This is a genomic window from Streptomyces sp. GL_140, from assembly GCF_057834465.1.
Map to the genome: position 1 here is coordinate 4,417,793 of NZ_CM174404.1, position 12,362 is coordinate 4,430,154.

Annotated in this window: 10 protein-coding genes; 2 read left to right on the top strand and 8 right to left on the bottom strand. The window is 72.5% G+C overall.

All coding sequences use genetic code 11. The features are described from left to right. Positions 1-5: 5 nt before the first annotated feature. Positions 6-2,192 (bottom strand): SpoIIE family protein phosphatase, encoded by a 2,187-nt coding sequence (locus AC3IYJ_RS20620; RefSeq protein WP_489396254.1) that lies wholly within the window; start codon positions 2,190-2,192, stop codon positions 6-8. Positions 2,193-2,328: 136 nt separating this feature from the next. On the opposite strand from AC3IYJ_RS20620, the gene aspS reads away from it, so the two are divergent. Continuing rightward, complete coding sequence (gene aspS / locus AC3IYJ_RS20625; RefSeq protein WP_489396255.1) at positions 2,329-4,134, top strand: aspartate--tRNA ligase; 1,806 nt, start codon at positions 2,329-2,331, stop codon at positions 4,132-4,134. 109 nt (positions 4,135-4,243) lie between these two features. Here the strand turns inward: aspS and AC3IYJ_RS20630 are convergent, their stop codons facing one another. From AC3IYJ_RS20630 to AC3IYJ_RS20650, 5 genes are all read right to left on the bottom strand, one after another. Further along, a complete protein-coding gene (locus AC3IYJ_RS20630; protein ID WP_489396256.1) occupies positions 4,244-5,584 on the bottom strand; it encodes a VWA domain-containing protein in 1,341 nt (446 codons plus the stop codon). 332 nt (positions 5,585-5,916) lie between these two features. Continuing rightward, a complete protein-coding gene (locus AC3IYJ_RS20635; RefSeq protein WP_489396257.1) occupies positions 5,917-7,176 on the bottom strand; it encodes a sensor histidine kinase in 1,260 nt (419 codons plus the stop codon). 21 nt (positions 7,177-7,197) lie between these two features. Continuing rightward, positions 7,198-7,905, bottom strand: a complete 708-nt coding sequence (locus AC3IYJ_RS20640; RefSeq protein WP_489396258.1) for a hypothetical protein — start codon at positions 7,903-7,905, stop codon at positions 7,198-7,200. A 133-nt stretch (positions 7,906-8,038) separates the two neighbouring features. Next, positions 8,039-10,066 (bottom strand): FUSC family protein, encoded by a 2,028-nt coding sequence (locus AC3IYJ_RS20645; protein WP_489396259.1) that lies wholly within the window; start codon positions 10,064-10,066, stop codon positions 8,039-8,041. A gap of 82 nt (positions 10,067-10,148) precedes the next feature. After that, positions 10,149-10,976, bottom strand: a complete 828-nt coding sequence (locus tag AC3IYJ_RS20650) for a hypothetical protein (protein ID WP_489396260.1) — start codon at positions 10,974-10,976, stop codon at positions 10,149-10,151. A gap of 159 nt (positions 10,977-11,135) precedes the next feature. Between AC3IYJ_RS20650 and AC3IYJ_RS20655 the strand changes: the two genes are divergently transcribed. After that, positions 11,136-11,546, top strand: coding sequence for a hypothetical protein (locus AC3IYJ_RS20655; RefSeq protein ID WP_489396261.1), 411 nt, complete (start codon positions 11,136-11,138; stop codon positions 11,544-11,546). Positions 11,547-11,754: 208 nt separating this feature from the next. On the opposite strand, the gene AC3IYJ_RS20660 is transcribed toward AC3IYJ_RS20655, so the two are convergent. Together AC3IYJ_RS20660 and AC3IYJ_RS20665 are read right to left on the bottom strand one after the other, a co-directional pair. Next, positions 11,755-11,934, bottom strand: a complete 180-nt coding sequence (locus AC3IYJ_RS20660; protein WP_489396262.1) for a hypothetical protein — start codon at positions 11,932-11,934, stop codon at positions 11,755-11,757. Positions 11,935-11,995: 61 nt separating this feature from the next. Continuing rightward, positions 11,996-12,325, bottom strand: a complete 330-nt coding sequence (locus AC3IYJ_RS20665) for a hypothetical protein (RefSeq protein ID WP_489396263.1) — start codon at positions 12,323-12,325, stop codon at positions 11,996-11,998. Between the last annotated feature and the right edge of the window lie 37 nt (positions 12,326-12,362).

The following is a 12,362-nucleotide window of genomic DNA, read 5'->3' on the forward strand; positions in this document are numbered from 1 at the left end:
GGGGGTCAGTCCAGCGCGTCGGGCTCGGGTTTGGACCGCTCGTTGAGTTCGAACCAGGTGGACTTGCCCTCGCCTCGCGGGTCCACGCCCCAGTCGTCCGCCAGCATCTCCAGCAGCAGGACGCCCCGCCCGCTCGACGCCATCTCGCCCGGATGCCGCTTGTGCGGCAGCTCGTCGGAGGCGTCCGCCACCTCGATCCGCAGCCGGCGTGCGCCCAGCTCGCCCACCGCCTCCGCCATCAGCAGCGCGTCCCCGTCCGTGTGGACCAGTACGTTCGTCACCATCTCGGAGACCATCAGCACCGCCGAGTCCACCTGCTCGGGGTCCGCCCAGTCGTGCAGCAGCTCCCGGATCTGGCGGCGGACCCCGGAGACCCGCTCCGGCTCGGCCTGGGCGACCGTCAGCATCGTGCGCCGGGCCGGGCGGCCCGGGTGCAGCAGCGGGGTGTCGCAGCCGCAGCCCGCGCCCTCGCGGCAGAGCAGGACCACGGCGATGTCGTCCTCGCGCCGGTCGGCGAGGGGGCCGGTGGTGTGGTGCGAGGAGGGTCCGTGCACGGCCTGGACCAGCAGGTCCGCCATGCGTTCGAGGTGCCGGGGCTCCAGGCTCTGAGCGTCGTGCGTCTCCGACTCCAGGATGGCCCGCAGCCGCGCCCAGCCCGTGTCGAGGTCGTGCCCGCCCGTTTCGATGAGCCCGTCGGTGCACAGCATCATCGTCTCGCCCGGTTCCAGGGTGAACCGGGTCGTGGGGTAGTCGGTGTCCGGGACGATGCCGAGCGGCAGTCCGCCCGCCGTGGGCCGCATCAGGACCGTGCCGTCGGTCATCCGGATCGCCGGGTCGGGGTGCCCGGCGCGGGCCACCTCCAGCAGGCCGGTCTGCGGATCGCACTCCACGTACAGGCAGGTCGCGAAGCGCGGGCTCTGGAAGTCGGGGTCCTCCTCGGTCTTGTCGGAGTCCCCCTCCTGCTCCTGGGAGGAGCACAGCCCCGCCAGGAAGCGCGAGGCCCGGGAGAGCACCGCGTCGGGCCGGTGGCCCTCGGAGGCGTACGCGCGCACCGCGATCCGCAGCTGGCCCATCAGCCCGGCCGCCCGGACGTCGTGGCCCTGGACATCGCCGATGACCAGCGCGAACCGCCCCGAGGGCAGCGGGATCATGTCGTACCAGTCGCCGCCGACCTGGAGCCCGCCGCCGGTCGGCACGTAGCGTGCGGCGATGGCCATGCCGGGGATCTCGGGGCCGAGCTGGGGCATCATCGACCGCTGCAGGCCGGTGGTGAGCTCCCGCTCCGACTCGGCCACTCCGGCCCGCTGGAGCGCCTGCGCGAGCATCCGGGCCACCGTGGTCAGGACGGAGCGCTCGTCGGGGGAGAAGGACACCGGGTGCTTGAAGGCGGCCATCCAGGCGCCCATGGTCCGGCCGGCCACCACCAGCGGCAGGAACGCCCAGGAGAGCCGGCCGAAGCGCTGGGCGAGCGGCCAGGTGGCGGGGAAGCGCCGCTTGTAGTCCTCGGGGCTGGGGAGGTAGATCGCCCGCCCGGTGCGGACCACCTCCGCGGCCGGGTAGTCGGTGTCCACCGGCATGTCGGCGAAGGGGCTCTCGTCCCCGGGATCGTGCCCGTGGTGCCCGATGATCGACAGCCGGCTGCCGGCCACGCCGAAGACGGCCAGCCCGTCGGGTATGAACCCGGGCATCGAGAGCGAGGCCGCCACCCGCAGGACCTCGGCGGTGGAACGGGCCTCGGCCAGCGCCCGGCCCGCGTCCAGCAGGAACGCCTCGCGCGAGCGGCGCCAGTCTCCGGTGATCGGGGTGTGCACGGCGGTGGTGCCGGGCTGCGCCTCGGCGATCTCCTGGATGGTGCCGATCAGCTCGTAGTCGAGCCGGCCGTCAGCGCCCCGGTTCTCCAGCGGCTTCGAGCGGCTCCGTACGGTGCGCAGCACGCGCCCGTCCTCGTCCATGATCCGCAGCCGGGCCTCGGCGAGGGTGCCTTCGGCGACCGCCAGGTTCACGATGCCGTTGATCTCGTTCCAGTCCACCGGGTGGAAGCGGGAGCGCACGGCGACCTCGGGCAGCTCCACCGGTTCGGCGGGCAGCCCGAGCAGCCGGGCGGCCTCGCTGTCGAGTGTGACCGTCCCGGAGGCGTTGTCCCATCGCCACAAACCCGTCGCGATGGCGGCCAGGACGTCCTCTGTGCGCACGTGGTCATCTTTACAGGTCGTATGCCTGACGTGCCTGTTAACCACCCACTTCGGGCGCGCCCGCACGGCACCCGGCCCGGACGGTAACCTTGGGACGGTTGAATCCACCCTGGTATCGCGTAGAACTGGATGACTGATGCATCGGTACAGGTCCCACACGTGCGGCGCGCTCCGTGCCTCCGACGTCGCTTCCGACGTCCGGCTGAGCGGCTGGCTGCACAACCGTCGAGACCTGGGCGGCATCCTCTTCATCGATCTGCGTGACCACTACGGCATCACGCAGCTGGTGGCCCGTCCCGGCACCGCCGCGAACGAGGCGCTGAGCGCGGTCACCAAGGAGACCGTCGTCCGCATCGACGGCAAGGTCGTCTCCCGCGGCGCGGACAACGTGAACCCCGAGCTGTCGACCGGTGACATCGAGGTCGAGGTCACGGACGTCGAGATCCTCGGCGCCTCGGCCCCGCTGCCCTTCACGATCAACACCGACGACGGTGTGAACGAGGAGCGGCGCCTGGAGTACCGCTTCCTCGACCTGCGCCGCAAGCGCATGCACGACAACATCATGCTGCGCTCGGCCGTCATCGCGTCGATCCGCTCGAAGATGGTGGCCCTCGGCTTCAACGAGATGGCGACCCCGATCCTCACCGCGACCTCTCCCGAGGGCGCCCGTGACTTCGTGGTCCCGTCGCGCCTGAACCCGGGCAAGTTCTACGCGCTGCCGCAGGCGCCGCAGCAGTTCAAGCAGCTGCTGATGATCTCCGGCTTCGACCGGTACTTCCAGATCGCGCCCTGCTTCCGCGACGAGGACGCCCGCGCGGACCGCTCGCCGGGCGAGTTCTACCAGCTCGACGTCGAGATGTCCTTCGTCGAGCAGGAGGACGTCTTCCAGCCCATCGAGCGGCTGATGACGGAGATCTTCACGGAGTTCGGCAACGGCCGCGAGGTCACCTCCCCCTTCCCGCGGATCCCGTTCCGCGAGTCGATGCTGAAGTACGGCAACGACAAGCCCGACCTGCGCTCCAAGCTGGAGCTCGTCGACATCACCGACGTGTTCGAGGGCTCCGAGTTCAAGGCGTTCGCCGGCAAGCACGTGCGCGCGCTGGCCGTCCCGGACACCGCCGCGCAGCCGCGCAAGTTCTTCGACGGCCTCGGCGAGTACGCGATCTCGCTGGGCGCCAAGGGCCTGGCCTGGGTCCGCGTGGGCGAGGACGGCGGCCTGACCGGCCCCATCGCCAAGTTCCTCACCGAGGAGAACGTCAAGGTCCTCACCGAGCGTCTGGGCCTCGCGGCCGGTCACGCGGTGTTCTTCGGCGCCGGCGAGTTCGCCGAGGTCTCCAAGATCATGTCGGGCGTGCGCGTCGAGGCCGCCAAGCGCGCCGGTCAGTTCGAGGAGAACGTCTTCCGGTTCTGCTGGATCGTCGACTTCCCGATGTACGAGGCGGACGAGGAGACCGGCAAGATCGACTTCTCGCACAACCCGTTCTCCATGCCTCAGGGCGGCATGAAGGACCTGGAGGAGAAGGACCCGCTCGACATCCTGGCGTGGCAGTACGACATCGTCTGCAACGGCATCGAGCTGTCCTCCGGCGCCATCCGCAACCACGAGCCCGAGGTCATGCTGAAGGCCTTCGAGATCGCCGGTTACGAGGCCGAGACCGTCGAGCGAGAGTTCGCGGGCATGCTCCGCGCCTTCCGTCTCGGCGCCCCGCCGCACGGTGGCATCGCCCCGGGTGTGGACCGCATGGTGATGCTGCTGGCCGACGAGCCGAACATCCGCGAGACCATCGCCTTCCCGCTGAACGGCAACGCCCAGGACCTGATGATGGGCGCCCCCACCATCCTGGAGGAGTCCCGCCTGCGCGAGCTGAACATCGCCCTGCGCAAGCCGGTGGAGACGAAGACCACGGAGCCGGTCGAGAAGTCGGTCAAGCCGCACCAGTAGGCCGCGGTGGCCCTACGGGGCCGTCCCCACGCGTGAAGGGCCCGGGATCCCTGAGGATCCCGGGCCCTTCTGTGCGTGTGCGTCCGTGCGGTTCTCCGCAAGGGCCGGACTAGAACCCGTCGAGGATGCCCTTGAGGAGCGCGGCCGAGGTCAGCTCGCTCGGCGCGGACCCGGCGTGGAAGAAGCCGGCGTTCTCGGCGTCCAGCTTGCGCAGGAAGTCGAAGGCCTTGGCCTCGGGGTCGCCGAAGGCCACGAACTGCCAGTGGATGTCGTGCGCGGCCGCGTCGGCGATCGCCTGGCGGGCGGGCTGACGGTTGTCCGGGGCGCCGTCCGTCTGGAAGACGACGAGGGCGCGGCCCTCCCCGCCGTCCTTCTCGTAGCGGGTGAGGACTTCCTCGACCGCCCGGTGGTAGCTGGTGCGGCCCATGTGCCCGAGCTCGGCGTGGCGGGTCTCGACCCAGGCCCCGTCGTGGCCGTCGAGGGTGAGGTCGGCGGTGCCGTCCACGTCCGTGGAGAAGAACACGGTGTGCACGGTGGCGTTCTCGTCGAAGTGCGCGGCGAGGGCGAGCGCGTGGTCGGCGAGGTGCTGGGCGCTGCCGTCCTTGTAGAACGGCCGCATCGACCCGGACCGGTCGAGCACGAGGTACACGGTCGCCCGCGCCCCTGTCCTGCCCTTGCTCCGCAGGACCTGACCGGCGGCCTTGTAGGCCCCGGCCAGGGCGGGAGCCTGCCGCTTCACTGCCGCGAGGGCGTTGGCGGGCCCTTCGGCTGCCGCCGGGACGGTTTCGACCTCGGCTTCGGCTTCGGCCTCGGCTGCGACGGGCTCGGCCTCGGCGGCCTGCGGCTCGACGGGCTCGGCCTCGGGCTCCGCGGCGGCCTCCGGCTCCGGGGCGGCCTCGGCTTCCGCCTCGACCGGGACCGGCTCGGTCTCCGCCTCTACGGCGACCGGCTCGGTTTCCGCCTCGACCGGCTCGGCTTGCGCCTCCGGCTCGGCGGTGGTGACGGCCTCGGCCGCTACGGGCTCCGGCTCAACCTGCGCCGCGGGCTCGGGCTCTGCCTCGGCCGTGGCCGGCTCCGGCTCGGCCGCGGTGACGGCCTCGACCTCGGCCGCTACCGGTTCCGGTTCGGGCTGTGCGGCCGGTTCCGGTTCGGCCTCGGCCGCGATCGGCTCCGGGGTCGGCGGGGTGGGTGTCGGGGAGGCCGACGGGCCGGGGGCGTGACGGCGTGCCTCCGGGACGGTCGGGTCCGGGGCCGGGGCCGTCATAACGGTCCCCGGTTCGCGGTCGCGCGGAGCGGACTGCGGGGGGACGGTGGGGTTGTCGAAGGAGGCCGCGACCAGTTCGGCCGCCGCGTCCAGTGGAGTGCGTTCGGTCTGGCTCGGGAGGGCCGCCGAAGTGGCGTCGGTCGTCTCCGGAACCGGCTCCGTTGGCCTTCCGAATACCTTGCGCAACAAGCTCCGAATACCCATGGGCCAGGCCTTTCGCATGAGTGCGTGCGTCATTTGTCCGTGCTGCGCGGTAGATCCCTGCCCAGAGTGGACACGTAAGGTTATCGGCCCCTCGGCTGGAACTTCGGCAGGGGCACCATTCGTGGCGCCCAGGGTCCAAACACGCCTGTCAGGCCCCTGAACTGCCCCTCCGACGGGCCGGATTCACCAGCCGTTCATCGGCCTTCTGCCGCTTCGGCTCAACCCGAGCCGGCACCGAACGCCGCAGGGTGGGTGTTTCACGTGAAACACCCACCCCGCATGCCTGTTTCACGTGAAACATTCACTCGGCCCGATCAACTTCCCTCCGGCAGACGCCCCACGGGCAGCCGCAGGGTGGTCACGGCGCCCCCGTCCGGGGCGTTGGAGAACCGCAGCACGATCTCCAGCACCGCGGCCTGGCCCGCCACGATGGTCAGGCCCAGACCGTGGCCGCGGCCCCGTCCCGGGTCGCCGGTGCGGAAGCGCTGCGGGCCCTGCTCGATCAGCTCGGCCGGGTAGCCCGTCCCGTGGTCGCGGACGGTCACGAGCGGGCCCTCGACGCTCACCTCGATCGGCGGCTGCCCGTGCTTGGCCGCGTTGACCAGCAGATTGGTCAGGATCCGGTCCAGGCGGCGCCGGTCGGTGAGCACCACCGCGTCCCGCAGGATCCGTACGGAGACGGTCAGCCGGGTTCCCGCCACGGCCCGTTCCACCGCCCGGCCGAGCTCCACCCGGGCCAGGTCGGCCCGTTCGACGCCCGAGTCCAGCCGGGAGATCTCGAGCAGGTCCTCGGTCAGCAGGTGCAGGGCCTTGAGCCGGTCGTTGATCATCTCCTTGGGCCGCCCCTCGGGCAGCAGGTCCGCCGCGGCCAGTGAGCCCGTGAGCGGGGTGCGCAGTTCGTGCGCCACGTCGGCCGTGAACCGCTTCTCCGCCTCCAGCCGGTCCTGGAGCGAGGCGGCCATCGAGTCCAGGGCCTGGGCCACGTCCCGTACCTCGTCGCGGGACCGGAGCCGGGTCGGTTCCTCCGCGTCGGCCGGGAATCCGACCCGCGCGTCCAGGTCGCCGGCGCTGATCCGGCGGGCCACTGCGGCGGTGGTGGCGAGCCGGCGGCTGATCCGGTTGGCGAGGAAGAGGCCCGCGAGGGCCACCACCCCGGCGGCGAGGCCGGCGGAGGCCAGGATGGCGGTGTCGATGTCGCGGAGCCGGGAGCGGGTGTCCTCGTAGGGGATCCAGACCGCGAGGGCCTTCCCGTCGGCGGGTCCGGCCGCCCACATCACCGGCTTGTGGTCGTGCACGCCGACCATGCTGCCGGTCTCCCCGCGCGCGACCAGCTTGCGCAGCGGCTCCGGCAGGCCGGGCGGGTTCAGGTCCACGTTCGCGTCGCCGTGCGTGGTGCCGTACTGGTAGCGGTTGAGGGCGTCGTCCAGGTTCCGGTTCACGTCCTTGCGGACCTCGCCGGAGATCTGCCGGGAGACGACGTTGTGGACGAGGATTCCGAGCGCGGCGGCGACCATGCAGCACACCGCGGTGGTGGTCATGGCGATCTTCCAGCGCAGCCCGCTCGGTACCCGCATCGTCCGCCCGCCGGCCCGTGCTCAGGCCGCGCCCGCCGGGCCGCAGGGGCCGGCGGGGTCGTTGGCGTCGGGGCAGGTGTCGAGGGTGAGCTGGGCGAGGTTCATGATTCCGGCCTTCTCGTCCCAGACGTAGTCGGAGATGGAGACGTAGGCCGGGTTCGAGGTCGGCTCGCGCACCGCGAGGTGTTCGGCGGCCACCTCCACGCCCTCCAGCACCGCGCGCCGGGACAGGATCCGGGCGATGCGCCCGTCGTCCTGGACGGTGTAGACGCGCAGCTCGCTGAGTCTGCCGTCGAGGTCCAGGGCGGTGATCAGCTCCTCCCGGCCGTTGCCGGTCAGATCGTGGAGCACGCCCGGCCGGACCGGGCAGTCCGGACCGCCGTCCACAGCCTGTGTACAGAGCGCGAGCCGCTGGACCGCGCGCGGGTCGACGAGACGGCCGGTCCCGCCGTCGCCCGCGGTGGCCGCGGTGATGTCCGCGCGGATGACCTCCAGCGGGTTCACCCCGCGCATGGACAGGTTGCCGACCTTGGGGAGTCCCGGGATCACGGCGGCCGTTCCCGGTTTCTCGCCGGTGCCGGGGGGTTCGGGGCGGATGTTCTTCCACAGGCTCTGGGGTGCGTGGACCGTTCCCAGGTCGCCCCTGCTCTGCAGGCCCTCGGCATCGGCGCAGCCCGCGACGGCGGCCAGGGCCACCAGGGGGAGCGCGCGTCGCAGGATGGGCCTCATGCCCCGATGTTCTCCCGCCGGAGCCGGTGCGGCCCGGGACGCCGGGCCATTGGAGGGACACCGGGCCATCGGGGGGGCTACGGCACTCCAGGGCTCCAGGGCTCCAGGGCTCCAGGGCTCCAGGGCTCCAGGACTACGGGGCTTCGCGCTTCGGGTCGGCGATGGCGCGGGCCGCCGCCAGTTCCTGGCGGACCGGGGCCAGCACCGAGTCCTCGTCCACCGAAGGGGCGGCCGGGGGATCCATCTGCTCCGGGGTCCGGACCCTGCGGACGCCGGAGGCCAGACCGCGCAGGTCCTCGGCGATGGCCTCGGCCTCCGCCGGATCAGGGGGCGGCGCGCCGTGGTTGACCCGGACCCTGGCCGCCGTGGTCGCGTCGACGATCCGCTCCACGGCGACGACCAGCGGCCACCAGGCGGCGGCCCGGGTCCCCGTCGGCGGCGGCTCGGTCAGCGCCCGCTGGAACTCGCTGCGGACTCCGGACAGCTCACGGTAGATCCGCCGCCGGGCCTGGAGCCGGGCGGTCCGCGCCGCCCGCAACCCCGCTTCGGTGTCGGGGTGGCCGCCGAACGCACGCTCCACGTACCGCGCCGCGTCGTCCACCGCGTCGGCGAGCCGGTCCCCGATCCGGGTGTGCCAGCTCTCGGGCCACAGCAGGTAGCCCGCGAGCAGGGTGATGGCGCAGCCGATCAGGCTGTCCAGCAGCCGGGGCCGGATCAGATCGAAGCCCTGGTGGTTGAGCAGGTCGGAGAGCAACAGGATCACCGGGGTGATCGCGGCGGTCTGGAAGGCGTACCCCCTGACGGAGAAGGCCGGGATCAGCGCGGCGAGGACCATCATCACCGGCACGTCCCACCAGCCGCGCGGCACCTCCGAGAGCACGGCGGCCGCGATGACCAGCCCGGCGGCGGTGCCCAGCGCGCGCAGGACGGCGCGGGAGAACACCGAGCCGAAGTCGGGCTTGAGGACGAAGGTGACGGTCAGCGCGACCCAGTAGGACCGCTCGATCTGCACCACCGAGACCAGCGCCTGGGCGAGCCCGATGCACAGCGCGAGCCGCAGCCCGTACCGCCAGGAGGCCTCGGAGAACATCATGTCGCGCACCGCCCGCACGGCCCGGACCCGCAGTGCGGCGGGCCGGCCGAGCCGGTCGTCGACGTTGCGCATGTCCGGATCGGCCGTCAGCACGATGCCCGCGGCGTGGCGCAGGGCCGCGTCGATGGCCCGCTCGGACTGGCTGCCCGGTGCGGGCAGGTCCAGTACGAGGGTTCCGGTGCGGCCCTCCTCGACGGCCGCGGCCAGCTCCCGTACGGCTGCCGGGATCTCGGGGGAGAGCGGCTTGCGTCGCAGGTGGGCGGCGGGCGCGGCCTCGACCAGCGGGATCAGCACGTTCAGCTGGGCCAGCATCCGCACGAGCGCGGGGCTGCGGCCGTGCACCCGGGCCCGGCGGCCGAGCACGAGGTCGTAGGCCTGGTTCAGGGCCTGGGTGACCTGCTGGCGGCGCTCGTCGTAGAGGGGCGAGGGACCGCCCGCGGCCTCCAGCGCGTCGGCCAGTGCCCGGTAGGTGGCGGCCACGGCCGCCCGCTCCGGCTGCCGGCCGCGCAGCGGCCAGCCGAGCAGGGTCAGCGCGAGGACGAAGAGCCCGCCCGCGCTCAGCAGCAGCGGGGCCGTCCACCAGGGCTCGGGCATCGGTAGACCGGCGCCGACCACGGCGTTCAGCAGGAGCATCAGCCCGGAGACGGAGGCGACCGTGCCGATCGAGGAGATCATCCCGGAGACCAGGGCGATCAGGGTGAGCATGCCGACGGCGACCCAGCCGTGCCCGAAAACGAGGGTGCCGAGCGCGACGCCGACGGCGCCGAAGAGCTGGGGCACGGCGATGTTCAGGATGCGCATCCGGTAGGCGTCGGCGATGTCGCCGATGACCCCGGACAGGGCGCCCATCGAGACGAGCGCCCCGTATTCGGGCTCGTCCAGGGCGAAGCCCACGGCCAGGGGGGCGGCCATGGCGATCCCGGCACGCACCACGGCGGCCCAGGGGATCGGCGCGGAAGACGGCCGCAGCCCCTTCAGCAGCCAGGCGGGCGGGGACAGTTGGAGGGACCGTCCCGGTCTGTGCCGGGCCCGCCCGGACGGTATTCCTTCGGTGCGTTCGGTGCTCATTCCCGCTTCCGGTTCCGCCGCTCGCGAATCGGTTCTTCTGCACTGTTGCGCGGATTTTCATATCAATCCGTACCTTCTGAGCTTATGGGGTGCGACGCCGTCGTCCCATCAGCCAAGCGGCCAGCGCGGCGGCGAGCCCCACGCCCAGCACCACCCAGGCGGTGGTCCGCAGGAACGCGGTGAGCGCGTTGTACACCGCCTCGGCGGCCGCCCGGTCCACATCGGCCGGCAGGTCGTCCAGGGCGAGGCGGCGGCACAGCACCACGGCCACCCACAGCAGGACGGCCCCGACCACGAGCCCCAGCCCGGTGGCCAGCACCGCACGACGGCGGCGGACGGCCACGGCGACGGCTGTCGCGGCCAGCACCACGGTCAGAACGGGGAGCCAGACCCCGGCGATCTGCAGCATGTGGAAACCCCTCCGGAGGGCGCTGAGGTTGTCGTACTCCAGGACCTTCACCGACAGGTGGGTCACCGGGATGCGGTTGGCGAGCGGCACCCCGTTGTTGACGAGATCGCCCTTGACCCGCGCGATCACGGGGGCGAGATCGATGGTGAGGGCGTCGCCGTGGCCGCTGGTGAGCGCCTGGAGGAAGGCCGTGTGGGCGGCCCGGTTGGCGGCGTCCCAGGCGGTGCGGTAGGCGGAGGTCCCCACGAAGGAGCGCAGCGCCTCCCCGAGCAGGGCGTCGACCCCGCCCTGGAAGGGGCCCGCGTCGATCTGCCCGGAGATGGCGCGGCTCGCCTGGGTGACGACGAGGTTCTGCACGGCGGGATCCGAGGCGAGCGGGGACATCGCTGCGGTGTACCGGTCGGCGTTGCCCAGCTCGTGGTCCGCCCAGTACGCGACGGCGCTCGCGGGCACCAGGAGGGCCACGAGCACGATGAGTACCGCCGAGAAAATGGTCCGCACGTCACCAGGGAAGGACGGGTGGCCGCCCGGCGCGACCGGGACTACTGCGGGCGGGTGGCGACCGGCCGACGTCGGCCGTCCGCCGGGGCCGTACGAGTGATCCAGTTGCCGGTCGGGGGCGGCGGGTGTGCCCTGGAGGATGGGAGAGAGGAGCCCGTCATGGCACATGCGGCACCCACCGCCCCCGGACGGCACCGGCAGACGGCCACCGGCGGCACGACCCACCTGAGCAAGTCCGCGGTGACGCTTCCCCTGCTGATGGGACTCGTCTACGGCGTCTACGCGGCCTTCATGAAACGCCAGATGGGGCCCGTGGACGCGGGCAACGTCTTCTACGGGATCCTGTGCGGCGCGATCTTCGCCGCCTGCGTGTTCGCCATGGCCCGGATCGGCCCCCGGCTGAGGCGGGAGCTGCGCGCACCGCTGTACGGGGCCTTCGTCGGCATCTCCTTCGGCTACCTGTACAGCCTGGCGGGCGAGAGCATCTTCAAGTCCTCGGGCATTTCCCTGCTCATCGCCGCGGGCGTCACCGTGGCGGCGTTCTACCGCTTCTACACGCAGGAGGACTAGGCCGTCTCCTTCGGATCCTGTCGGGGCAGACCAGTACTTTCGGCGGGCGAATGCGGACCATCGGCCGAGGCCGGCGGGTGTGCCGTCGGCGGAGACTGGTTGTCGGCGCCGGTTCCCGCGCCCCGTGGTCGAACCTCACGTGACCACTCTCCGTTGCCGAGGGCGCGGGAACCGGTGCCGCCTCATGTCCGCTCGCGGACGGACCGGGCTACTCGCCCGTGGTGGTGTCCGCGACCGGGGCTTCGGAGTTCGGCGCGGCCGCCTCGGGCTCGGACCGGCGGAGCTGTCCGGGCCGGCCGGGCTGGCCCGGCTGCGGGGCCGCCGGGGAGAAACGGGCGGCCTCGGCGCGGAGCATGGCGTTCAGGGCCAGGTACGGGTCGATGGGCATGACGGAACCTCGCGGTGCTCGGAGTGGGGGGATGCCTGCTGCGCGTGACCTCTCGGACCGCTCAGCAGCGCAGGACCACACTCCGGACCGGCAGGAGGGACGCCGGCGGCGCGGCCGTCCCCGTCCCGTGCGCGGCGGGACCCACGGAGCCCGCGGCAGGTTTCACGTGAAACACCGGCCGCTGCAGCCCCCGTACGCCCGGGATGCCGCGCTCGGTCACCCGAACCGCCACCCGTACCTCGGGATCCCCGGCCGGGTCGGCAGGGCCCTCGGTGGGCTCGGCGGGGGCCGATGAGCTGGAGCGGGGGCCTTCGGCCGATGCGGGGTCCGTACCGGCCCTGCCGATGCCGAACACGCACAGCAGCACGACGCAGAGCACGGTCAGGGGCACCCTCAGGGCCCTGCTCGGTGCCGTTCGCGCACGCCGC